This window comes from Planococcus sp. FY231025 (assembly GCF_052078085.1).
Lineage (GTDB): Bacteria > Bacillota > Bacilli > Bacillales_A > Planococcaceae > Planococcus.
Genome location: NZ_JBQJJG010000004.1, coordinates 12,471 through 35,182, shown reverse-complemented (window position 1 = coordinate 35,182; position 22,712 = coordinate 12,471). Strand labels below are relative to the sequence as shown.

Here is a 22,712-nt window from a genome sequence, read left to right as displayed (position 1 = left end):
ATTACTTTATCACTGTTAAGAAGGTTTCGCATCTCTCATTCCCCGGACCCTATTTCCCGGGAAATAATCGGCAATGAATTGAAAAAGACCGGCCTTTGCGGAAGGCCGATCTGTTGAGCATTTATTTAAGATAATTTAATGGATTCTTTGTTTTACCATCTAAAGATACTTCAAAATGGAGGTGGACGCCAGTAGAACGACCTGTGTTCCCCATATTGCCAAGCTTGGTCCCTTTCGGCACTTTCTGGCCCGGTTTGACGTCAATCGACGACAGATGGGCGTAGATCGTTTCATAGCCGTTTTGGTGGTCGACGATGACTCGGTTGCCGAATGTGCCGGCTGCCCCCACCGCTTTTACAACGCCGTGGTCTGCTGACTTGATCGCCGGCCCGTCCGGCTGGGCGATATCGATGCCGTTATGGAGGCGCCCCCAGCGCTGGCCGCGCTCGCTTGAAATATAGCCGCCTTCTGCAGGCCAGGCAAAGCGGCCGGTGCCGACAGATGGCAGTTCTTTCGTGCCTTTAGCGATGATTTTGTCCACCGGCTCACGGACGGTCTCTTCTTCGATAACATCTTCCGAAACCGCCTTGCCGTTGATGGAAAGGACCGCCATCATGACATGCTTCTCGCCTTTTTTGCCCTGCTGCTTCACCTTTGTCTTGCCGATCAGCAGCGCCGCGTCGTCCTCTTTCTTCTCTTGGAAAGCAACCGGCTCCGCCTTGTTCTGGAGCTTTTTGATTTCCACCGCAACGCGCGGCTCATCTTTTGCCACTACAAGCTTGCTTCCTTCTTTGATCTTGGAGAATTCCTCTTCGTTGTTCCATTCAGCAAGCCGCCCCGATTCCAGGCCGAACGCTTTGGCGATCTTGCGGGCATTGTCTCCGTCCAAAGCCGTGTAGATGCGTTCGCCGGTCAACAAGTAATGGGCGGCCTCCTTGGCCGTCATGACGGCTTCCGGATCGGCCTGTGTGCTTTTTCCGGAGAAGTTTCCTTTGACCGACAGGCCAAGGATGCGGGTTTCCCCGGCTGCAAGGGACGTATCGGCCGCTTCAGCGCGATTGTCACCTTCCCACTGGGCCAGTTCCTCCGGCGTCGCATACGCCAATTTCAGCTCGCGCAGCGTTTCGTGGTACGCCGCTTCATCTTCGACGTGGACCGCAACGGCTCCGTTGACCGACAAGGCGACGGCCGGCGTCTTCACTTCCAGGCTGTCCGACGCTTTTGCAAGCGTCTCCTGTTCGTCCTTGACGGCCGGCTTGAACACCTGCTCTTTGATCACTTGGAATTCTTTGTCCGCTTCCAGTTCCATGTCGGCAAATGCGGGCTGGGCTTCGGCGATTTTGGCTTCCACTAGTGAATCGACGGCGTCTTTATCGGTGACTGCACCTAGATATTCTTCTCCATCATACAGATGGTAGACCGGCTTGAGGCCGTCCATTTCCAGGGGATTGGCGAATGCAGGGCTGAACGTCAGGCCTGTCAGCAGCAAGGCAGACGCGGCAGCTGCCTTGAGTGCTGCTCCGCCTCCTGCTGCGAGGCCTTTGGTATGGATATTTTTCATCATTTACTCCTTTATATCTAAAGCGCTTGCCGCTTTTCATTTTCTGTTCCTTCAACTTTTCCCACTCTAGCATATTCCGCCTAGGCTGCGACAGCGCCGCCAATCCTGTAACCCAACTGTCTTATTGCTGCCAATACATGCCAGAGAGCCGAGATTTCCGGGCATTTTCAGTGAGGAAAAAGCCTTTATTTGAGCCTTTTATGCAATAAAATCGATAATTACACGATGGATTCCTGTCATATTTGTCATATAAACACTAGATTTCCCACTTAAAATATGTCTATTTTGTTAAAAGGGCAAAAAAACGACAAAAAAAGAGATGGATAATGTTTATTCCAGCTCTTTTTGGGCTATCGAGAATCTTTTATAAACCAGTTAATAAACGAAAAAAACTATTTACGCCGCTTCGGCCGCTTTGGGCATGGCTCCCACAATGAGCCGAGAAGACCACTCGTCTCATTGCTCCGCCTAGCTCCTGGACGCGCCGGCGCTAGATAAGCTTTCTATCCGAGAAATGTACTTGTTATGAACCTGGTTGAGTAAAACATCTCTGAGATATGGAGCAAAACAGCGGAGAAAACCGTACTGCTCCTGCAGCGCTACGCGCTTCGTCGCAAAGTATCGACCAAATGCTGTTTGGCCGATACTTGCCCGCGGGACAGCGAGACAGCCGAGACCCCGCAAGCCGCAACGCGGCTGAGGAGGCTTTGCGCTCGCCCGTAGGCAAGCGCAGCTGTTTTGCGGAATATCGATTGCTCCACAACCAAAAAAAGAACCGGAATAAGGTGTATTCCGGCTCTTTTCGCATTTATTTAGTTAGTCCAAGCTTATCTCCAAACGCTTGTGACGATATTGGTCTGGTTGCGGTCAGGCCCCACCGAGAAGATGGAGATCTGGACGCCTGTCAATTGGGCGATGCGCTCGAGGTAATGGCGTGCGTTCGCCGGCAGTTCGTCCAATGATTTGCAGCCGGTTACGTCTTCCGACCAGCCTGGCAGTTCTTCGTATACCGGTTCGCAGTCCGCAAGCATGCGGAGGTTCGCCGGATACTCGGTGATCAGCTCGCCGTTGTAGCGGTAAGCGGTACAGATCTTCACTGTCTCAAGGCCGGACAATACGTCGATCGAGTTGACCGTCAAATCTGTCAATCCGCTGACGCGTCTAGCGTGGCGCACCACGACGCTGTCGAACCAGCCGATGCGGCGTGGACGGCCTGTTGTCGTACCGTATTCCTTGCCGACTTCGCGGATCCGGTTGCCGACTTCATCAAACAATTCCGTCGGGAACGGGCCGTCGCCGACGCGTGATGTGTACGCTTTGCAGACGCCAATGACGTGCTGGATTGTTGTCGGGCCGACGCCGGCACCGATGGTTACACCGCCCGCTACCGGGTTTGATGACGTGACGAATGGATATGTACCTTGGTCGATATCCAGCATGACGCCTTGTGCGCCTTCAAAAAGGACGCGGCGGCCGTCATCGATGGCATCGTTCAGCACTTTCGACGTATCGGTTACGTATTTCGCGATTTCCTGACCGTATTCGTAATACTCTTCCATGATTTCTTCAACCGTGAAGCCTTCCGTTTCATAAAACTTCTCGAACATCCGGTTTTTCTCATTCAAATTCAAGCGCAGCTTTTCCTCGAACACAACGTGGTCCAGAAGATCCGCCATGCGGATGCCGACACGCGCTGCTTTGTCCATATAAGCAGGCCCGATGCCTTTACCAGTTGTTCCGATTTTGTTCGCTCCGCGTCTTGCTTCTTCCACTTCGTCCTGCTTGATGTGGTACGGCAAAATGACATGTGCGCGGTTCGAGATGCGCAGGTTCTCCGTCGTCACGCCGCGTGCGTGCAGCGCCTTCAGCTCCGTGACCAACGCTTTCGGGTCCACGACCATGCCGTTGCCGATTACCGAAATCTTGTCCTTATAGAAAATTCCGGATGGAATCAAATGCAGTTTATATGTCTCGCCGCCGAAAATGATGGTATGGCCGGCGTTGTTGCCGCCCTGGTAACGCGCAATCACTTCTGCGTGTTCCGATAGAAAATCCGTGATTTTCCCTTTTCCTTCGTCTCCCCATTGCGTTCCTACTACTACGACTGATGTCATCGTCCGCACCTCCGTTAGGCTTATGCCCTTGTTTCAAACAGTCTTCATTGTATCAGCGAAAAGCCGCTTCGTCAATCAAAAACAGAGAAAAACACGAACGTATGAATGTATCTCAACATTCAACGTTCGTGTTTAGAAGTCCCCGCCGGATTCGTGCTGGCTCCAGTCGATGGTGACGAATTTATTGTATTCTTTCACAAATGCCAGTTTCACCGTTCCGGTCGGGCCGTTACGCTGCTTGGCGATGATGATTTCAATCATGTTCTGGTCTTCGGTTTCCTTGTCGTAATAATCTTCGCGGTACAGGAAGGATACGATATCGGCATCCTGCTCGATCGATCCGGATTCACGCAAATCCGACATCATCGGGCGCTTGTCCTGCCGCTGCTCTACGCCACGGGACAACTGGGACAGTGCAATGACCGGCACTTCGAGTTCACGCGCCAATCCTTTCAACGAACGGGAAATATCCGATACTTCCTGCTGGCGGTTCTCGCCTGCGCGCCCCGGTCCCTGGATCAGCTGCAGATAATCGATGAGGATCATGCCAAGGCCGTATTCCTGTTTCAGGCGGCGGCATTTCGCCCGGATGTCGTTGACCCGGATGCCCGGCGTGTCGTCGATGAAGATGCCGGCATTCGACAGGCTGCCCATCGCCATCGTTAGCTTGCGCCAGTCTTCCGTCTGAAGGGCCCCCGTACGGAGCACCTGTGCGTCGATATTGCCTTCGGCACAGAGCATCCGCATGACCAGCTGGTCGGCGCCCATCTCCAGGCTGAAGATCGCGACATTTTCGTCGGTCTTCGTCGCCACATTCTGCGCGACATTCAAAGCGAATGCCGTCTTACCGACAGAAGGCCGTGCAGCCACGATAATCAAGTCGTTCCGCTGGAACCCTGCTGTGACCTTGTCGAGGTCCCGGAAGCCTGTAGGGATGCCTGTGACGTCGCCTTTGCGGGTATGCAAGAGTTCAATGTTGTCGTAGGTCTTCACCAGGACGTCTTTGATGTGGGTGAAGTCGCCTGCATTTTTCCGGTTCGACACTTCCATCATTTTCTTTTCCGCTTCTGCAAGCAAGGCTTCCACTTCGTCTTCGCGGGTAAAGCCGTCCTCCACAATCGTGGTCGCGACCCGGATCAGACGGCGCAGCAGCGCTTTCTCTTCGACGATGCGCGCATAATGCACGACGTTCGCCGCAGTTGGCACCGAATTGGCGATTTCCGCCAAATACGACAGGCCGCCGACGTCTTCAATCTCTTTCTTGACCGATAATTCTTCGGTTACGGTCACCACATCGATCGCTTTGCCGCGGTCGGAAAGGTCAATCATGGTCTGGAAGATCTTCTGGTGCGCAAGGCGGTAGAAGTCTTCCGGCATGACGATTTCCGCTACGGTAATGAGCGCCTGCGGCTCCAGGAAGATCGCCCCGATGACCGATTGCTCGGCTTCGTGGTTATGCGGAGGGGTGCGGTCCAATGTTTCATTCATGGAGTTCATCACCTTACGCTTCTTCTGTTACATGGACCCGCAGTGTCGCCGTGACTTCCGGATGCACTTTGACCGGCACGTTGGTGTAGCCGAGTGCACGGATGGCATCATCCAATTCCATCTTGCGCTTGTCGATTTTGAAGCCGTGCGCCTTTTCCAATTCCGTCGCCACTTGTTTGGTGGTGATCGAGCCGAACAGGCGGCCGCCTTCACCGGATTTCGCTTTCAATTCGATCGTCAGGCTTTCGAGCTTCTCTTTCAGCGCTTTCGCTTCTTCCAACTCTTGCGCTGCTTCTTTTTCCTGCTTTTTCTTCTGGCCCGCCAATTGGCTGATTGCCGCCTGGTCCGCTTCTCTCGCCAAGTTGTTTTTCAGCAGAAAGTTATGTGCATAACCGTCTGCCACATTTTTCACTTCGCCTTTTTTGCCTTTGCCTTTTACGTCTTTCAAGAATATAACTTTCATTCGGATTTGCCCTCCTCGTATTGTTCCCTTATTACAGTTTTCAATTGGTCGATCGCTTCATCGATCGTCGTGCCCGGCATCTGGGTTGCGGCATTTGTCAGATGGCCGCCGCCGCCCATATTTTCCATGATGATCTGGACGTTGACTTCACCGAGCGACCGCGCCGAGATGCCGACGCCGCCTTCTGACCGTTCCGCTACCACGAACGAGGCATTGACGTCTTTCATCGTCAGCAGGATATCAGCCGTCTGTGCGATGAGCACCGGACTGTAGATTTTGCCGGCTTCTCCTCTGGCGATCGCGATGCCGTTCGCCACAAATTCGACGGTCTCGACGATTTTCGCGCGTTCCATATATGTTTCCAGGTCTTCTTTCAGCAAGCGCTGGACCAGTACGGTATCCGCGCCGTTCGAGCGCAGGTACGAGGCCGCTTCAAACGTCCTCGATCCGGTCCGCAGCGTGAAGCTCTTCGTATCGACGATAATGCCTGCAAGCATCGCCGTCGCTTCCAGCATCGACAGCTTTTCGTGCTTCGGCTGGTATTCAAGCAATTCGGTGACCAGTTCCGCAGTCGAGGACGCGTACGGCTCCATGTAGACAAGCATCGTATTGGTGATGAATTCCTCGCCTCGCCGGTGATGGTCGATCAATACCACCCGCTCCATGCGCTGGAGCAGGCGTTCATCAATGACCATCGACGGTTTATGGGTATCCACGATGACCAGGAGCGAATTGTCGGTCATGTCGGCCAAGGCTTCTTCCGGAGTGATGAACCGGTCGAACAGTTCATCGTCCCCTTCGATTTCTTCCATCAGCCGCATGACGCTCCGGTCGTATTCGTTGAAATCCAGGACGATGCGCCCTTGGACTTTGTTCATCGCCGCCATTTTGGCAACGCCGACCGCCGCTCCGATTGCGTCCATATCAGGCATTTTATGGCCCATGACAAAGACTTGGTCGCTTTCCTGGATCAAGTCGCGCAACGCATGCGAAATGACGCGTGCGCGCACCCGTGTGCGTTTTTCGACCGGGTTCGTCTTGCCCCCGTAGAATTTCACTTTGCCGCTCGGATGCTTGATCGCCACTTGGTCGCCGCCGCGGCCGAGGACCAGGTCCAGGCCGGACTGCGCCATGCTGCCGAGTTCGACAAGCGAAGCCGAACCGGCCCCTACGCCGATGCTCAACGTCAGTGCGAGATTGTCTTTCGACGTCACTTCGCGAAGGTCGTCCAGGATGGCGAACTTCGATTGTTCCAGTTCTTTCAGGATGGACTCGTTGAAAACGGCCACGAACCGGTCAGATGAAACCCGTTTGACGAAAATTCCGTGCTTCGCTCCCCATTCGTTGATGAGTGACGTCACGATGCTGTTGAGATTGCTCCGCGTTTGGTCATCCATCCCTTGTGACAATTCATCGTAATTGTCGATGAACAGGATGCCGATGACGGTGCGGTCTGCATAATACAGCGTCTCGATCTCCACTTGTTCAGTAATGTCGAACAAATAGAACAACCGGTCATCCGCCCGGTAATAAACCCGGTATTTGCGGTTGCCGAGTGTGATGGTCATGTCGGAGATTTCATCCGACTTCACCAATGTATGGAATTCATCGGACAAGCTGTAAAGCGATTCGCCGATCAGCGTATCGTATTCCAGCGTCGACGTCATATAGGGGTTGGCCCATTCGATGTCGAAATTCTCATTGACCAGCAGGATGCCGATCGGCATTTCAAGAAGCGCCTCTTCCCCGACTTTCTTCATGCGGTAGGAGAGCGTTTCAATATGTTTTTCGGTTTCTTCGTATACCCGTTTTTCCGTCACCCAGGCGGCTGTAAAAGCCAGGCCGAACAGCAGCGTGAAAATCCCGGCTGCCCATTCTGACCAGAGGGCGATGAAAATAATCGCCGCCACTCCCAGAAGGAGCAGCGCCAAGAGCGGATAACGAAGCTTTCTTTGTCTAAAAAAAGCCGACATTCCGTTTCAGCTCCTCATTTTCCTTTAAACTCGTGCGCCCGCTTCACCCAGCCCCGGATATCGAACCCGAGGTCTATGATGCCGACGATGCTTGTGAACGACTGCAGCGGCAGCGCCAGCACTGTCACCAGTACCGTCACCCATTGCGGCCAGCCTTCTTGGCGGACATAGAAATGGTAGAACGAGATCCCCTGCAGGAACAGCAGGAACTGGAGCAGCACCGAGGCATTCAGGAACACCATATACGCCATGGTGCCTGGCTGCAGATCCGTCAGCATCGAGGCGAGCAGAACGATTAGATAATACCATAATATACTTTTCGGCAATTTCATATCCCGAAAAGGCGGAAATTTTGGAACTTCCGTGCCTAGGCGCTTCAATATCGGCAGCTGGATCGCCAGGAGGACCCACACCATGAAAAATACCGTCAGCACCAAAAAGGCAGGCATCAAGATTTCAAAAGTGGTCATCAGTGCATTGAGCGCTTCCTTGTACTCTTCTGTCTGCGTGCCGAAGTCTTCCATTAAAGCCGCAGACCATTCGGCAGACCGTTTGGTTTCATTCACCATTTCTTCGAGGATGTTGATCCCAAACAGGAAGATCAGTGCCAGGTACTGCAGCATGGCCGACAGCAGAAACACGAGGCCCGAGCCCATGAACATATACAGCTTGCTCTTTTTATAATGGATCGACAAGCCGATGGCCAGGCCGAGCGGCACATGGACGAGCGCGAGCGGCAGCGCCAGCAGGCCGCCGGCGATAAAGGCCAGCAAGAGGCAGACCGCCGCAAAAACGGCGGACGCTTTCCAGCCGAAGCGGGCGCTGTACCACGCCACCGGAAGGCTCAGCAGAAGCAGCGCTGCTAAATTCAAAACGGGCACGTAGACTGTGATTGCCAGCAGAACTGTGAAGATCGCCGCCATCATCGCACCGTTCGTAAGTTGTCGTGTTTGTTGATTTTGCATCCGAGTGAGATTCCCCTTCTTTCGGGTTGATTTCATCCTTGTAATTGTATCACGATTAAGGAATGTGAACAAAAAAGGGGGGCTCGCCGGCATGCCTGCCCGGATTTTAGGGCAATAAAAAAAGACCGGTTTCCCGGCCTTTCCTCATCTTACTTATCTTTCTTCCGCAACAAACGGTAGAAGTGCCATGATACGAGCGCGTTTGATAGCGATTGTCAACTTGCGTTGCCATTTAGCGCTAGTGCCTGTAACACGACGTGGCAAGATTTTTCCTCGTTCAGAAATGAATTTCTTCAACAAGTCAGTGTCTTTGTAGTCGATGAAAGTAATGTTGTTTGAAGTGAAATAACAAACCTTTTTGCGTTTCTTTCCTCCGCGACGTGGTGCCATATCGAATTACCTCCTTTTTATAATGGATTTTCGTTCATCGCGAGTTCCGGTCCTTCTTAGAACGGCAAATCGTCATCCGATACTTCGATCGGGCCGCTGCCGCTTGAGAATGGATCCTGGTCTACACGTGTATAGTTCTGCTGACTTGGGCTCGGCGATTGGTTCTGCTGATAAGACGGCTGCTGCCCTTGCGAGCGGTCTGCATTAGCTCCAGAGTTTTTCGGCTCAAGGAACTGGACACTGTCTGCCACAACTTCCGTCGTATAGACGCGTTTCCCGTCTTGTCCTTCGTAGCTTCCAGTCTGGATGCGGCCTTCTACACCAGCCAAGCTTCCTTTTTTCAAGAAGTTCGCCGTGTTTTCAGCTTGTTTGCGCCAAACAGTACAATTGATAAAATCTGTTTCCTTCTCGCCTTGCGCGTTGGAGAATGTCCGGTTTACAGCAAGTGTAAAACGGGCAACCGCCGCTCCGCTTGGAGTGTAGCGAAGGTCAGGATCTTTTGTCAGTCTTCCGACTAAAACAACTCGGTTAATCATCAGAATTCAACCTCCTTTAAGTCATGGTTTTCGTTATATGCCTTACGCGTCTTTGCGTACAGCGATATGACGGATAATGTCTTCGTTAATGTTCGCAAGACGTGTGTATTCGTTGATAGCTTCAGAACCAGCGTTTACTTTTACGATCTGGTAGAAACCTTCACGCAAATCGTTGATTTCGTAAGCTAAACGACGTTTACCCCACTCTTTCGACTCGATGATTTCAGCACCGTTTGAAGTAAGGATATCGTTAAAACGCTCAACTAGAGCTTTTTTCGCTTCCTCTTCAATTGCAGGCTGCATGATGTACATTAGTTCATACTCTCTCATCGTGTTGTCACCTCCTCATGGACTTGGGCCCTGCTGTTTCCAGCGGGCAAGGAGCAAGCAATTCATATTATTACTCACATCAATGTATTGTATCACAAGCGTCGATGCGCCGCAACTATGTTTTTCAGCCATTCCTCAGCTATAATTGAAGCAAGACGCCGAAAGGAGTGATGACGTGGAAAGGTCCCGCATTATCACCATGGAAGTGCGGAAAGTTGCCCCGAAAGCGCTGTGGGCAAACATCCTGCTTCTTATTGGATTTGCCGCCGCTTTTCATTTTTTGGCCGAACCGCTGGATTTCGCCTTTTCGATTCCCGGCATCCTTTATTTCATCATCGGCTATGCCGTTTTGATCTTTATCCACGAAGCGTTTCATTTGATCGGCTTTGTCCTGTTCGCTAAAGTGCCCTTCTCTTCCCTAGACGTCGGATTGAATCTGGATATGGGTGTCGCCTATGCGACGACCACTGAGCCCATTCCGGTCAAAGCGATGAAAAAAGCGCTTCTTCTGCCCTTCTGGATGACTGCCGCCATTCCGGGGTTCATTGGCTTCTGGATCGGCGACCAGGTGCTGGTCCTGCTTGCCGCAATGCTCGCAGCCGGCGCTTACGGCGACTTCTATATGTACAAAGCGTTGCTGAAAGAACCGAAAAGCGCCTGGGTGCTCGATGACCCCGAACTGCCGCGCCTGCACATCTTCGACGAAAAACCACATAGTAAAAGCCCCGACGCGTAAGCATCGGGGCTTTAAAGTTGTCGAAAAACCTCTTAGAGGTCGATTAATGAATGGAATAAAGTAGTTATACCGCTTTGGCGCTTTGGGCATGGCTCCCGCCATGAGCCGGGAAGGACATCCGTCTCATAGCTACGCCTAGCCCGTGGACGCGCCGGCGCTGGTACAGTTCTTTAAAAGTTGATACCTTGCTTATTTAGCAGTGCTATCCAAGATATGAAGCAAAACAGCGGAGACGCCCGCGGGAAAGCGAGAAAGCCGAGACCCCGCAAGCCGCAGCGCGGCTGAGGAGGCTTGGCGCTCGCCCGCAGGCAAGCGCAGCTTTTTTGCGGAATATCGATTAAGAGACAAGTATTTTATATCTTTCTCAACAATCTAAAAAACCCCGACGCGTAAGCATCGGGGCCTTATTTTTTACAGCTGTTCTTGTGGGATGCGGACGTCCCAGACGCCGGACTCCACTTGCTTTTGAAGCAATGCCGGATCTTTCGCAACGTAAACGATCGTATTCAGCACTTCGCCTGCAGCGTTGACAGTGGTTTCAATCTTATCGAAAAGGTCAGTCACTGCTCCATCCGTATATCCTTCCAGATCATCGATGGCGGGCCAAAGCTCTTCAGGAATATCGTAAACCTCGCCTTGAATCTCGCCTTCATCTGAAACGGCCATCGCCGGATAGCCCATTCCTGAATCATATAATGTCCCTTTTGCCGTGGCGTGTTCTGCGACTAAAGCGGCTTCCCCCAGATAACAATGGTATTTCCCGCCTTGTTTCAATGTTCCATATACAAATAAAAGCATGTTCGATCCTCCTGTAAAAGACTGGATGCTTTTGCATCCAGCCAGTTCGGTTGTATTCCGTGGCGTGTTTTCATACTGGTCCTACATAGCCGTTCCGCCACTTGCATAAACCTAAAACTTACACATTAAAGCGGAACAACATAACGTCGCCGTCTTTCACGACGTACTCCTTGCCTTCTTGGCGGACTTTCCCGGCTTCTTTCGCAGCAGCCATGGAACCCGCTTCGACCAAGTCTTCGTAAGCGACTGTTTCTGCGCGGATAAATCCGCGTTCAAAGTCGGAGTGGATGACGCCAGCACATTGTGGAGCCTTCATGCCTTTTTTAAACGTCCATGCGCGCACTTCCTGCACTCCGGCAGTGAAGTACGTTGCCAATCCAAGCAGGTTATAAGAAGCTTTGATCAATTGATCCAAGCCGGATTCCTGAATGCCCAGCTCTTCCAAGAACATTTCTTTTTCCTCGTCATCCAGTTCAGCCATTTCTTCTTCGATCTTCGCACAAACGACGATCACTTCCGAATTTTGCTTCGCTGCATAATCGCGGACTTGCTGGACGTATTCATTGTTATCAGCATCTGCGATTTCATCTTCTGCCACGTTCGCGACATAAAGCATCGGCTTCAGCGTCAACAAGTTCAGGTTTTTCGCGATGCGCAATTCGTCTTCTGTAAAATCGATCGAACGGGCCAAGTCGCCGGCTTCAAACGCTTCACGGAGCTTCATCAATACCGGCTCTTCAGCAACGGCATCTTTGTCTTTCTGTTTGACGAGTTTCGCTGCGCGGGCAATGCGTTTTTCGATGCTTTCCATATCCGCAAGCACCAATTCAAGGTTGATGACTTCGATATCCGAAATCGGATCCACTTTGCCGGATACGTGCGTGACGTTTTCATCGGCGAAACAGCGGACCACCTGGACGATGGCATCCACTTCACGGATGTGGGAAAGGAATTTATTTCCAAGTCCTTCACCTTTGCTGGCGCCTTTGACGATGCCTGCGATGTCGGTGAATTCAAAAGCTGTCGGAACGGTCTTTTTCGGGTCGACCAATTCCGTCAATTTGTCCAGCCGCTCGTCCGGCACTTCCACAATCCCGACGTTCGGGTCTATTGTACAGAACGGGTAGTTGGCTGCTTCAGCCCCCGCTTTTGTAATAGCGTTGAATAAAGTGGATTTCCCCACGTTTGGTAAACCTACAATCCCTGCAGTCAATGCCATAGGATTCACAACCTCTCTTCTATATGAAACGAATTATTTTTTTGCGACCTCTCCATTATAGGAATAGAAGCGCAATCTGTCCATTTTTCAAAACTTATACAAATATAATATTCTTCTTATACGCCGCGGTTTTTATTCCGCCGCTTCGGCTTTCACCAGGATCTTCTTGATCTTTTTATTGAACTCCACACGCGGCAGCATGACACTGTGCTGGCACCCTTCGCATTTGATGCGGATATCGGCGCCCATCCGGATGATTTTCCAGGCATTCGCGCCGCACGGGTGGCCTTTTTTCATTTCCACAATGTCATTCAATCCGTATTCTTTCTTTTCCATGGCCCTGCCTCCTACTCACTTTTTGGCAATTACCGACGGATTCGTGTCTTCCGGCGAACGCTGCACCATGACCATCCGCGGATAAGGGATTTCTACGCCCTGCTTGTCGAGGTATTCCTTCAAGTCCCGGCGGATGCCGCGCGATACCGCAAAATGCTGCATCGGCAGCGTCTCGGCGATGACCCGCATAACCACTTCCGTCGTCGTCAGGTTCTGCACCCCAAGCAATTCCGGCGGCTTGATGATCTGTTCGTATTTGTCCTGGATATCCACCAGGAATTCCTGGATCAATTTCTCGACTCTCGCCATATCCGATTCATACGAGATGTTGACATCGACGACCGCAATCGAATTGTGGATCGAGAAGTTGACGACGTCTGTGACGTTGCCGTTCGGGAAGATGAACAACTCTCCCGTGAACCCTTTCACCTTGGTCGTCCGGAGACCGATTTCCTCAACCGTCCCTTCAGCCTGTCCGATGCGCACATAATCCCCGACCGAGAACTGATCTTCGAAAATGATGAAGAATCCGGTGATCACGTCGCGCACCAGGTTCTGTGCACCAAAGCCGATGGCCAAGCCGAGCACCCCGGCCCCTGCAATCAACCCGGTGATGTCGATTGTGAACGCCGATAGAACGGCGATGATGGCCATGAAATAAACCACATACGCTACGACATTCTCCAAAAGCTTCGACATCGTCTGCTGGCGCCGCTCGTTATACTTCAACGGCCCTTTGATGCGCACCGAAAAGGTCTTCCGGATGAGCATTTTTGCCACTCTTACTACAATCGCCGCGACGATGACAATCAAAAGCACTTTGATTAGCACAAATCCGATACTGAGCCACATGCCTTCATCAAGCAGGACATTCTTCCATTCCAATGCCGCTTTTTCGACGCTTTTCGCCGTTTCTGCAGCTGTTTCTGCACCTGTTTTCACACTCATTGTTTCACCTTCCTCACTTGCCTTACCCCAAATTCAGCTTATAGATGACCGTGACGATAAATGCTACTACGATTACGCCCGGCAAGAAATTCGCCACACGCATTTTTGTGATTCCAAGCATATTCAAGCCAATGGCGACGATCATGACGCCGCCCGTTGCTGTCATTTCCGTGATGAACATATCAAGCGCAGCATCCGGAATGATCAAACTGATCTGTGTCGCGAACAGCGCAATCAATCCCTGGTAGACGAATACCGGAATCGCTGCCAGCAATACACCGATGCCAAGCGTCGATGCCAGGATGATGGAAGTGAATCCATCAATCAGCCCTTTCGAAATCAGCACGCCGTGTTCATTGGCCAAACCGCTTTCCAGGGCTCCGATGATGCCCATGGCGCCGATGACGAAAATGAGCGTTGCCGTGACAAACCCTTGTGCAATGCTTCCTTTGCTTTCTTTCGCTCCAAGCTTTTCTTCAATCCAATGTCCGAAGTTGTTCAGCATCTTATCCAGGTCCATCCATTCGCCGATGACCGTCCCGATCACTAGACTGACGATGACCACGACGAAATTGTTGCTTTCAAAGCCCATCTGCAAGCCCAAGACTACGACTGCAAGGCCAATGGCGTACAATACTGTTTCCTTCATCTTTTCAGGGATATTCCGAAGCGCCCGTCCGATTAAAGTTCCCACTACAATTAAAATCGCATTGATCAATGTTCCTAAGAGAACCATGTTCCGTACTTCCCCTTCCTCACTCCCGAAGCCAGCGTTTCGTTATTTAATTTTGACGTCTTTTTGCATATGTAGATAGAAATATGCTTTTGTGTCTGTATGCGTTGAATTAATGAAGATCATATTTATATACCGCTTCGGCGCTTTGGGCAGAGCAAAGACAATTGCTCCTGCGCAAGCTCGTCGCAAAGGCGCTGCCGAAAGTGCCCGGCACCACCTTGGCTCCCGCCATGAGCCGAGAAGACCACTCGTCTCATTGCTCCGCCTAGCCTTTGGACGCGCCGGCGCTAGATTAGCTCTCTGAGAACAACAGCACTAGCTGTTTCCGCAGTGCTATCTTAGATATGGAGCAAACCAGCGGAGACGCCTGCGGGACAGCGAGACAGCCGAGACCCCGCAAGTCGCGTTAGCGACTGAGGAGGCTTAGACGCGAGCCCGCGGCAAGCGCAGCTGTTTTGCGGAATATCGGCTATCTCAAATAACTAGTTCATCTAATCCCGAAAAAGTCTTATAGCCCTTAGCAGGCCTTTCAAGTTGCCTGCCCATTTCCACAACATAACAGAGCCTATCCCTTTTCCAAGGAATAGGCGCGGCTCAATTTAGGATTTCAAGTATGCGTTCCAAGTCTTCTTCAGAGAAAAATTCGATTTCGATTTTCCCTTTGTTTTTTGTTTTCTTGATTTGGACATTCGTCCCGAAGCGGTCTCGGAGTTCAGACTGCTTTTCTTCAATGAACAAGTCCTTTTTCTTCTCGATTGTTTCACGTGGAACATCTTCATTCAATTTCTGGACGAGATTTTCCAGCTGGCGTACGTTCAATCCTTCTTTCGCCACTCTTTCAGCGGTTTCCGGAATGAGTTTCTTGGAGCGCAGGCCGAGCAATGTCCGGCCATGGCCCATCGTCAGCTTTTTGTCCGAAATCATGTTCCGCACGTTTTCCGGCAACGCCAACAGACGGACATGGTTCGCGATATGCGGACGGCTCTTGCCGAGGCGGAATGCCAACTGCTCCTGAGTCAGGCTCAGGGCTTCCATCAGCTTTTGATAAGCTTCCGCTTCTTCAATCGGCGTCAGATCCTCGCGCTGGAGGTTCTCTAGAATCGCGAGTTCCATCATCTGCTGATCGGTCAATTCTTTGACGATCGCCGGCACTTCCTTGAGCTTGGCAAGTTTAGCGGCACGGAACCGGCGCTCCCCCACCACCAGCTCGAAATGCTGTCCGTGCTTCCGGACAACAACCGGCTGTAGGATGCCGTGTTCTTTGATCGATTCTGACAATTCCTGAAGCGCAGCATCATCGAAAATCTTTCGGGGCTGGTACGGATTGGTCTTTAGCTGCCCGATTTTGATCTGTGTAATCTTTTCTGTTTCGCTCAATGATTCGCCAGGGAATAATGCATTTATCCCTTTACCTAATCCTTTAGCCATTACGAATCACTTCCCTTGCTAATTCTAAGTAGACATCTGCGCCTCTGGATTTTGGATCGTATATGATTATCGGTTCTCCGTGGCTCGGTGCTTCACTCAGGCGGACATTCCGCGGAATGATCGTCCGGTATACTTTGTCCTGAAAATACTTTTTCACTTCTTCAATGACTTGCAGGCCCAAGTTTGTACGGGCATCGAGCATGGTCAGAAGAACACCATCGATCTCCAGGTCGTGGTTTAAATGCTTTTGGACCAGCCGGACTGTACTGAGCAGCTGGCTCAATCCTTCAAGCGCATAATACTCACACTGGACCGGGATGATGATGGCATCAGAAGCCGTCAACGAATTGATGGTCAACAGCCCTAGCGACGGCGGACAGTCGATGATGATGTAATCGTATATTTCCTTGACTTCCTGCAGCGCTGACTTCAAGCGCACCTCGCGGGACATCGTAGAAACGAGCTCAATTTCCGCTCCTGCGAGTGAAATCGTGGCCGGCACGACGTGCAGGTTCTCCACTTTCGTTTCCATGATTGTGTCTTTGACATCCACATCATCGATCAGCACTTCATAGATGCACTGGTCGACGTCCCCTTTGTTGACGCCCACTCCGCTCGTCGCATTTCCTTGCGGATCGATATCTATCAAAAGGACCTTCTTGCCCAAATAAGCAAGGCAGGCACTTAAATTTACTGAAGAAGTCGTTTTTCCTACGCCGCCTTTTTGATTGGCGATCGCAATAATTCTACCCACACTTGCACCAACTTTCTTTCATACTTCTCTCATTTTACTGCGCTCACGTGACTAATACCATCAATAACGCATATTTTTTTGGTACATCTTTATCCATTGTAGCAAATCTTTGTAGAAAAGAATGTTACATTCACATAATAAAAGCCCTTTCCTAGGTCGGAAAGAGCTTTTTTTTCATTTTTTCTTCGGGATTTTCACGGTGATCTGGTAATACTCTTCATGTTCTTCTTCTTCCGTCGAAACATCAATGCCGCTCTTGCTGACCATGTTCAATGATTCCTTGATGGTGTTGACGGCAATCCTGACGTCCCGGCTGAACGCTTTTCGGCGCGGCTTCGGTTTCTTCGGTTCCACAGACAAAAGCTTTTCGACCTTCAGCTCCAGCTGTTTGACGTTGAGGTTCTGCTCAATCGTTTCGTCAAACATTTTTTTCTGCACGGCGGCATCCTTCAGCTGCAGCAGCACGCGGGCGTGCCGCTCAGTGATCTGGCGGTCCAACAGCGCTTGCTGGATTTCATCCGGCAGCTTCAATAAACGCAGTTTATTGGCCACTGTCGACTGCCCTTTTCCAAGGCGCTGCGCCAATGCTTCCTGGGTGATCGCATGGATCTCCAACAAGTTCTGGTACGCATTTGCCTCTTCAATGGCAGTCAGCTCTTCCCGCTGAAGGTTCTCGATCAATGCAATCGAAGCCGTTTCTTTATCGCTCAGATTGCGAATGATGGCCGGCACTTCTACCCAGCCCAATGAAGACATCGCCCGGAAGCGGCGCTCCCCGGCAATGATTTCATAGGTCCCCTCTTCGTCGGTCTTCCGCACGACAATCGGCTGGATTACGCCGTGCATATGAATCGTCCGGGCCAGTTCTTCGATTTTCTCTTCATCGAAGACTGTCCGCGGCTGGAATTTATTCGCACTTATTTTATCGATCGGCAATTTGACTACTTCTTCCGAAGTGTCTTTCGCCGATTCGATTGACTGTTGTTCTTCTGGTTCATCCGCTTTTTCATTGCCCCCGAAGAAACGGGAGAAAGGACTTTTCATCCTCAAGCACCACCTTTTAAAAGCTCACTTGTATAGTATTCGCTGCCCTATGACTGGATACCTTCCTTGCAATGTTCCACGTGGAACATCCCTTTCGCCGCATGGATTACACGAGCGGCGATTTGTTCGGCGTCCCCGCTTTTCTCGGGTACTTCTTCGGGGTCGTCTTGAATTTGCGGAACACTTGGATATGGCGTTCGCTTTCTTCGATAGGCAATAAAAACGAATATACGTTCTCGTTTTTAACGCCAAGCTTCTCGAGCGCCCCTTCAGCGTCTTTCAGTTCATCCGGTGCTGACGCAGCTTTCATTGCTGCAAACAAACCATCTTTTTTCACGAGCGGCACACATAATTCAGCCAGCACGGAAAGGCGGGCAACTGCCCGGGCGGTCACAAGATCGTATTTTTCACGGTGTTCCGACTGGCCGAAATCTTCCGCCCGTGCATGGACAAACTGCACGCCGGAAAGATTCAACTTTTTGCTCAGATGCTCCAGGAACTGAATCCGTTTGTTCAAGGAATCCACAATCGTCACTTCAATCTGCGGGAAGCAGATCTTCAGCGGGATGCTCGGAAATCCGGCCCCGGCACCTACGTCGCACACTTTCATCGGCTTGGTGAAGTCGAGATAAAATGCGGCCGTGATCGAATCGTAGAAATGCTTCAAGTAAACCGAAGGCTGGTCCGTAATCGCCGTCAAGTTCATCTTTTCATTCCATTCGACCAGCTCTTCAAAATATGTGCGGAATTGAGCCATTTGTATGTCGGTCAGCTCGATGCCTTTTGCGCTGAGGGCTTCTTTGAATTGCTGTTCGTTCATGCCCGTCTGCCTCCCTCTTCTGTTTCGCCTTCTATGTAAAAATGGGCTGGCACAAACCAGCCCACGTTTTATCGGTCTTGCTTAGCTTGATATTTTCGCGATTCTTCCTTGTTCAATATACACCAAAAGAATCGAAATGTCAGCAGGGTTCACACCGGAAATCCGGGAAGCCTGTGCAATGGAGAGCGGACGGACTTCCGCCAATTTGCCGCGCGCTTCGGTCGCAATCCCCGAAATTGCATGGTAATCGATGTCTTCCGGAATCTTTTTGTTCTCCATTTTCTTGAGTTTTTCCACTTGCTGAAGCGATTTTTCGATATAGCCTTCATATTTGATATGAATCTCTACCTGTTCTTTCACTTCTTCCTCCAGATCCACTTCAGAAGCCGTCAGCTGGGCGATCATGTCATAGGTCATTTCCGGGCGCTTCAATAGGTCCGCACCCCGGATGCCGTCTTTCAATTCGCTGCCGCCTGCATCCCGGATCAATTGCTGGGTGGCTTCATTCGGCTTGATCATAATGCCTCTCAAGCGCTTGATCTCTTCTTCGATGCGCGCTTTTTTCGCCTGGAATTTCGCGTAGCGTTCATCGGAAACCATGCCGATTCTGTGGCCCAGTTCCGTCAACCGCATGTCCGCGTTGTCATGGCGCAGCAATAAGCGGTATTCTGCACGCGACGTCAGCAACCGGTACGGTTCATTGGTCCCTTTGGTCACAAGATCATCGATCAGCACGCCGATATAAGCATCTGAGCGGCTGAGGATGACTTCATCTTTGCCGAGCACTTTCGCTGCGGCATTGATGCCCGCCATCAGGCCTTGCCCCGCTGCTTCCTCGTAGCCCGACGTACCGTTGATTTGGCCTGCCGTGTAGAGGTTTTCAAGCTGTTTCGATTCGAGTGTCGGCCATAATTGCGTTGGAACAATCGAATCGTATTCAATCGCGTATCCGGCACGCATCATTTCGGCTTTTTCAAGCCCTGGAATCGATTCCAGCAGCTGTCTTTGGACGTGCTCAGGCAGACTTGTCGAAAGCCCTTGTACGTAAACCTCGCGCGTATTGCGGCCTTCCGGCTCGAGGAAAATCTGGTGGCGCGGCTTGTCATTGAACCGTACGACTTTGTCTTCGATGGACGGGCAATAACGAGGCCCGGTGCCTTTGATCATCCCGGAATACATCGGCGACAGGTGCAGATTATCATCGATGATCTGGTGGGTTTTTTCGTTTGTATACGTCAGCCAGCAAGGCAGCTGGTCCATGATGAATTCCGTCGTTTCATAGCTGAATGCCCGCGGTACATCATCACCCGGCTGAATTTCGGTCTTGCTGTAATCGATGGAGTTGCTGTTGATGCGCGGCGGCGTGCCTGTTTTAAAACGCACAGTTTCAAAACCGAGCGCTTCCAGGTTTTCCGCCAGCTTGATCGACGGCTGCTGGTTGTTCGGGCCGCTTGAATAACGCAGATCACCAATAATGATTTCTCCGCGCAGGAACGTCCCTGTCGTAATGACAACGGATTTGGCGCGGTAAATGCCGCCTACTTGTGTGATCAACCCTTGTACTTTGCCGTCTTCGACGATCAATTCTTCCGCGATGCCCTGGTGGAGCGTCAAATTCGGCTCTTCTTCCATCAAACGCTTCATTTCCTGTTGGTAAAGCACTTTGTCGGCTTGTGCGCGCAGTGCGCGGACAGCCGGCCCTTTTGCTGTATTCAACATTCTCATTTGAATGTGTGTTTTATCGATCACGCGCCCCATGGCACCGCCAAGTGCGTCGATTTCGCGTACTACGATGCCTTTTGCTGGTCCGCCGATTGACGGGTTGCACGGCATAAATGCGATCATATCCAGATTCATCGTCAACACAAGTGTTTTAGCACCCATGCGGGCCGATGCAAGAGCAGCTTCCGCTCCTGCATGTCCGGCGCCTACGACGATGACATCGAACGTGCCTGCTTCGTATTGTGGCATGTCCGTTCATTCCCTTCGAGTTTTATTTCCCTAAGCAGAACTGGGAGAACAGCTGGTTCAGCAATCCGTCATCTGCGGTATCGCCGATGATTTCGCCAAGCAATTCCCAAGTCCGGGTGACATCAATCTGTATCATATCCACCGGCACATCCATTTCGGCAGCCTCAATGGCATCCGAAATGGTTCCATGCGCCTGGTGGAGCAGGGAGATGTGGCGGACATTGGAAACATACGTCATGTCCCCCGCTTCGATCTCCCCTTCGAAAAATAAATCAGCAATCGATTTTTCCAATTGGTCGATGCCCTCTTCTTCTATTAAAGAAGTCGTCACCAGCAATTTGCCGCCGGCGAGTTTTTTCACTTCGTCCAAATCAATCTTCTGCGGCAGATCGGTTTTATTGATCACCACAATATAATTCATGCCTTTCACCGCTTCAAACAGCAAAGCGTCTTCCGCGGTCAGCGGTTCAGCGTAGTTCAGCACGTAAAGGATCAAATCCGCTTCTTTCAGCACTTTGCGTGAGCGTTCAACACCGATCCGTTCCACGATATCTTCCGTTTCGCGGATCCCGGCCGTATCCACCAAACGCAGCGGCACGCCGCGGACATTGACATATTCCTCTATTATATCACGGGTTGTCCCCGCAATTTCCGTGACGATCGCTTTGTTTTCCTGCACCAGGCTGTTCAAAAGAGAGGATTTGCCAACATTCGGACGGCCGACGATGACCGTTGAAAGCCCCTCCCTCAAAATTTTCCCTTGCGAGGATGTCTGGAGCAGCTTTTCGATCTCCGTGCGCACCCATTGTGCTTTTTCCAGCATAATCGGGCGCGTCATTTCTTCCACGTCGTCGTATTCGGGGTAATCGATGTTCACTTCCATCTGGGCAATCGACTCCAATAAAGCCTGGCGCAGTGTACCGATCAGCTTCGACAGGCGGCCTTCCATCTGGTTCAAGGCGACGTCCATCGCACGGTCGGTTTTTGCACGGATGAGATCCATGACAGCTTCCGCCTGCGACAGGTCGATGCGCCCGTTCAGGAACGCCCGCTTGGTGAATTCCCCCGGCTCTGCGAGGCGTGCGCCTGCACGCAGCACAAGTTCGAGCACCCGGTTGACGGAAACGATGCCGCCGTGGCAATTGATCTCGATGACGTCTTCACGGGTGAACGTTTTTGGAGCTTTCATGAACGATACCATGACTTCTTCCACTGTTTCCTCCGTCCACGGATCTGCCAGATGCCCGTAATGGATCGTATGGGTGGCTTGTGTGGCCAGTTTCTTTCCGCTCGGCGCACGGAACAGCTTATCCGCAATCGGGATCGCTTCCGGCCCGCTCAGACGGACAATGGCAATGGCCCCTTCACCGCTTGGCGTGGAGATTGCAGCAATTGTATCGAATTCCATGGTGTTCCTCCTTCAATAATTATAAAAAGCGTAAACGCTCAAATGGTATTGGCAATAAAAAACGTCCAAAAAACTTATCCCCAGGCTTTTTTCTGCCCGAAATCGGGGATTTCCTCTTTAAAAAAGTTGTCCACATGTGGACAACCAACAAAAGCACACGACTTTCTAACATATTACATTAGCACAAATGGCGCCATTCCGAAAGACAGACTGCTTGGTTTTTGCTTGAAATTTACTTAAGTTCATAATTCCTCGCCATCTCCGCCGAATCTTTACGTCCAATTTTTTCACTACTGCAATAAGCAGAAAAAATTTTGACGTTCTTTTGCTCATTATTGGGATACGGGGAAGTAGTGATTTTTCATTCTCGATATTCCGCAAAACAGCTGCGCTTGCCTGCGGGCGAGCGCCAAGCCTCCTCAGCCACGTTGCGGCTTGCGGGGTCTCGGCTGTCTCGCTTTCCCTCGGGCGTCTCCGCTGTTTTGCTTCATATCTCAGACAGCACTGCTAAAACGGATAAAGTTATCAGCTTTTGAAGATTGAAACTAGCGCCGGCGCGCCTACGGGCTGGGCGAAGCTATGAGACGAGTGGTCTTCTCGGCTCATGGCGGGAGCCATGCCCAAAGCGCCGAAGCGGCATATAAATAGGATCTTCCTTAATTCACCGTATCCCAATAAGTTGAAAGAAACTAAA

The 22,712-nt window shown here is 51.3% G+C and carries 21 protein-coding genes; 1 reads left to right on the top strand and 20 read right to left on the bottom strand.

The features are described from left to right. Positions 1–121: 121 nt before the first annotated feature. The 9 genes from ACTL32_RS03455 to rpsF form a co-directional block, all read right to left on the bottom strand. Positions 122–1,564, bottom strand: a complete 1,443-nt coding sequence (locus tag ACTL32_RS03455) for a peptidoglycan DD-metalloendopeptidase family protein (protein WP_441340151.1) — start codon at positions 1,562–1,564, stop codon at positions 122–124. A gap of 824 nt (positions 1,565–2,388) precedes the next feature. Beyond that, positions 2,389–3,675, bottom strand: coding sequence for an adenylosuccinate synthase (locus tag ACTL32_RS03450; protein ID WP_441340150.1), 1,287 nt, complete (start codon positions 3,673–3,675; stop codon positions 2,389–2,391). Between the two features lie 132 nt (positions 3,676–3,807). Then, positions 3,808–5,163: a replicative DNA helicase gene (gene dnaB, locus ACTL32_RS03445; RefSeq protein ID WP_204893157.1), complete on the bottom strand. Its 1,356-nt coding sequence runs from the start codon at positions 5,161–5,163 to the stop codon at positions 3,808–3,810. Positions 5,164–5,176: 13 nt separating this feature from the next. Further along, the gene (rplI, locus tag ACTL32_RS03440) at positions 5,177–5,626 is read right to left on the bottom strand and encodes a 50S ribosomal protein L9 (protein ID WP_441340149.1); all 450 of its coding nucleotides are present in this window, start codon (positions 5,624–5,626) and stop codon (positions 5,177–5,179) included. After that, positions 5,623–7,599 carry a DHH family phosphoesterase gene (locus ACTL32_RS03435; RefSeq protein WP_441340148.1) on the bottom strand — a complete coding sequence of 659 codons (1,977 nt, stop codon included), beginning with the start codon at positions 7,597–7,599 and terminating at the stop codon, positions 5,623–5,625. Before ACTL32_RS03435 ends, rplI begins: the two co-directional genes overlap by 4 nt. Positions 7,600–7,613: 14 nt before the next feature. Continuing rightward, positions 7,614–8,564 (bottom strand): YybS family protein, encoded by a 951-nt coding sequence (locus ACTL32_RS03430; protein ID WP_441340147.1) that lies wholly within the window; start codon positions 8,562–8,564, stop codon positions 7,614–7,616. A 153-nt stretch (positions 8,565–8,717) separates the two neighbouring features. Further along, positions 8,718–8,954: a 30S ribosomal protein S18 gene (gene rpsR / locus ACTL32_RS03425; RefSeq protein WP_036810891.1), complete on the bottom strand. Its 237-nt coding sequence runs from the start codon at positions 8,952–8,954 to the stop codon at positions 8,718–8,720. Between the two features lie 56 nt (positions 8,955–9,010). Next, a complete protein-coding gene (gene ssb / locus ACTL32_RS03420; RefSeq protein WP_036810886.1) occupies positions 9,011–9,490 on the bottom strand; it encodes a single-stranded DNA-binding protein in 480 nt (159 codons plus the stop codon). A 42-nt stretch (positions 9,491–9,532) separates the two neighbouring features. Continuing rightward, complete coding sequence (rpsF, locus tag ACTL32_RS03415; RefSeq protein WP_036810883.1) at positions 9,533–9,820, bottom strand: 30S ribosomal protein S6; 288 nt, start codon at positions 9,818–9,820, stop codon at positions 9,533–9,535. 175 nt (positions 9,821–9,995) lie between these two features. Between rpsF and ACTL32_RS03410 the strand changes: the two genes are divergently transcribed. Continuing rightward, positions 9,996–10,556, top strand: coding sequence for a DUF3267 domain-containing protein (locus tag ACTL32_RS03410; protein WP_441340146.1), 561 nt, complete (start codon positions 9,996–9,998; stop codon positions 10,554–10,556). A 411-nt stretch (positions 10,557–10,967) separates the two neighbouring features. Here ACTL32_RS03410 and ACTL32_RS03405 read toward each other — a convergent pair whose 3' ends face one another. From ACTL32_RS03405 to mnmE, 11 genes are all read right to left on the bottom strand, one after another. After that, positions 10,968–11,354, bottom strand: coding sequence for a gamma-glutamylcyclotransferase family protein (locus tag ACTL32_RS03405; RefSeq protein ID WP_441340145.1), 387 nt, complete (start codon positions 11,352–11,354; stop codon positions 10,968–10,970). A 118-nt stretch (positions 11,355–11,472) separates the two neighbouring features. Continuing rightward, positions 11,473–12,573: a redox-regulated ATPase YchF gene (gene ychF, locus ACTL32_RS03400; protein ID WP_441340144.1), complete on the bottom strand. Its 1,101-nt coding sequence runs from the start codon at positions 12,571–12,573 to the stop codon at positions 11,473–11,475. A 132-nt stretch (positions 12,574–12,705) separates the two neighbouring features. Beyond that, positions 12,706–12,909: a DUF951 domain-containing protein gene (locus ACTL32_RS03395; RefSeq protein ID WP_204893150.1), complete on the bottom strand. Its 204-nt coding sequence runs from the start codon at positions 12,907–12,909 to the stop codon at positions 12,706–12,708. A gap of 15 nt (positions 12,910–12,924) precedes the next feature. After that, complete coding sequence (locus tag ACTL32_RS03390; protein ID WP_441340672.1) at positions 12,925–13,761, bottom strand: mechanosensitive ion channel family protein; 837 nt, start codon at positions 13,759–13,761, stop codon at positions 12,925–12,927. A gap of 118 nt (positions 13,762–13,879) precedes the next feature. Next, positions 13,880–14,593, bottom strand: a complete 714-nt coding sequence (locus ACTL32_RS03385) for a DUF554 domain-containing protein (protein ID WP_441340143.1) — start codon at positions 14,591–14,593, stop codon at positions 13,880–13,882. A gap of 594 nt (positions 14,594–15,187) precedes the next feature. Beyond that, positions 15,188–16,021 carry a ParB/RepB/Spo0J family partition protein gene (locus tag ACTL32_RS03380; RefSeq protein WP_441340142.1) on the bottom strand — a complete coding sequence of 278 codons (834 nt, stop codon included), beginning with the start codon at positions 16,019–16,021 and terminating at the stop codon, positions 15,188–15,190. After that, positions 16,014–16,775, bottom strand: coding sequence for a ParA family protein (locus tag ACTL32_RS03375; protein WP_204893146.1), 762 nt, complete (start codon positions 16,773–16,775; stop codon positions 16,014–16,016). Before ACTL32_RS03375 ends, ACTL32_RS03380 begins: the two co-directional genes overlap by 8 nt. A gap of 174 nt (positions 16,776–16,949) precedes the next feature. Beyond that, positions 16,950–17,819: a nucleoid occlusion protein gene (noc, locus tag ACTL32_RS03370; protein ID WP_441340141.1), complete on the bottom strand. Its 870-nt coding sequence runs from the start codon at positions 17,817–17,819 to the stop codon at positions 16,950–16,952. A 106-nt stretch (positions 17,820–17,925) separates the two neighbouring features. Next, entirely contained in the window at positions 17,926–18,639 is a 714-nt protein-coding gene (gene rsmG / locus ACTL32_RS03365; protein ID WP_441340140.1) for a 16S rRNA (guanine(527)-N(7))-methyltransferase RsmG, read from the bottom strand. A gap of 81 nt (positions 18,640–18,720) precedes the next feature. Beyond that, positions 18,721–20,610 (bottom strand): tRNA uridine-5-carboxymethylaminomethyl(34) synthesis enzyme MnmG, encoded by a 1,890-nt coding sequence (mnmG, locus tag ACTL32_RS03360; RefSeq protein WP_441340139.1) that lies wholly within the window; start codon positions 20,608–20,610, stop codon positions 18,721–18,723. Between the two features lie 22 nt (positions 20,611–20,632). Continuing rightward, complete coding sequence (mnmE, locus tag ACTL32_RS03355; RefSeq protein WP_441340138.1) at positions 20,633–22,018, bottom strand: tRNA uridine-5-carboxymethylaminomethyl(34) synthesis GTPase MnmE; 1,386 nt, start codon at positions 22,016–22,018, stop codon at positions 20,633–20,635. Positions 22,019–22,712 lie beyond the last annotated feature (694 nt).

Bases quoted from the DNA above. Each gene is read 5' to 3' on its own strand.
- ACTL32_RS03455 (WP_441340151.1), bottom strand. From the start codon at position 1,564: ATGATGAAAAATATCCATACCAAAGGCCTCGCAGCAGGAGGCGGAGCA.
- ACTL32_RS03450 (WP_441340150.1), bottom strand. From the start codon at position 3,675: ATGACATCAGTCGTAGTAGTAGGAACGCAATGGGGAGACGAAGGAAAA.
- dnaB (WP_204893157.1), bottom strand. From the start codon at position 5,163: ATGAATGAAACATTGGACCGCACCCCTCCGCATAACCACGAAGCCGAG.
- rplI (WP_441340149.1), bottom strand. From the start codon at position 5,626: ATGAAAGTTATATTCTTGAAAGACGTAAAAGGCAAAGGCAAAAAAGGC.
- ACTL32_RS03435 (WP_441340148.1), bottom strand. From the start codon at position 7,599: ATGTCGGCTTTTTTTAGACAAAGAAAGCTTCGTTATCCGCTCTTGGCG.
- ACTL32_RS03430 (WP_441340147.1), bottom strand. From the start codon at position 8,564: ATGCAAAATCAACAAACACGACAACTTACGAACGGTGCGATGATGGCG.
- rpsR (WP_036810891.1), bottom strand. From the start codon at position 8,954: ATGGCACCACGTCGCGGAGGAAAGAAACGCAAAAAGGTTTGTTATTTC.
- ssb (WP_036810886.1), bottom strand. From the start codon at position 9,490: ATGATTAACCGAGTTGTTTTAGTCGGAAGACTGACAAAAGATCCTGAC.
- rpsF (WP_036810883.1), bottom strand. From the start codon at position 9,820: ATGAGAGAGTATGAACTAATGTACATCATGCAGCCTGCAATTGAAGAG.
- ACTL32_RS03405 (WP_441340145.1), bottom strand. From the start codon at position 11,354: ATGCTTTTATTTGTATATGGAACATTGAAACAAGGCGGGAAATACCAT.
- ychF (WP_441340144.1), bottom strand. From the start codon at position 12,573: ATGGCATTGACTGCAGGGATTGTAGGTTTACCAAACGTGGGGAAATCC.
- ACTL32_RS03395 (WP_204893150.1), bottom strand. From the start codon at position 12,909: ATGGAAAAGAAAGAATACGGATTGAATGACATTGTGGAAATGAAAAAA.
- ACTL32_RS03390 (WP_441340672.1), bottom strand. From the start codon at position 13,761: ATGTGGCTCAGTATCGGATTTGTGCTAATCAAAGTGCTTTTGATTGTC.
- ACTL32_RS03385 (WP_441340143.1), bottom strand. From the start codon at position 14,593: ATGGTTCTCTTAGGAACATTGATCAATGCGATTTTAATTGTAGTGGGA.
- ACTL32_RS03380 (WP_441340142.1), bottom strand. From the start codon at position 16,021: ATGGCTAAAGGATTAGGTAAAGGGATAAATGCATTATTCCCTGGCGAA.
- noc (WP_441340141.1), bottom strand. From the start codon at position 17,819: ATGAAAAGTCCTTTCTCCCGTTTCTTCGGGGGCAATGAAAAAGCGGAT.
- rsmG (WP_441340140.1), bottom strand. From the start codon at position 18,639: ATGAACGAACAGCAATTCAAAGAAGCCCTCAGCGCAAAAGGCATCGAG.
- mnmG (WP_441340139.1), bottom strand. From the start codon at position 20,610: ATGCCACAATACGAAGCAGGCACGTTCGATGTCATCGTCGTAGGCGCC.
- mnmE (WP_441340138.1), bottom strand. From the start codon at position 22,018: ATGGAATTCGATACAATTGCTGCAATCTCCACGCCAAGCGGTGAAGGG.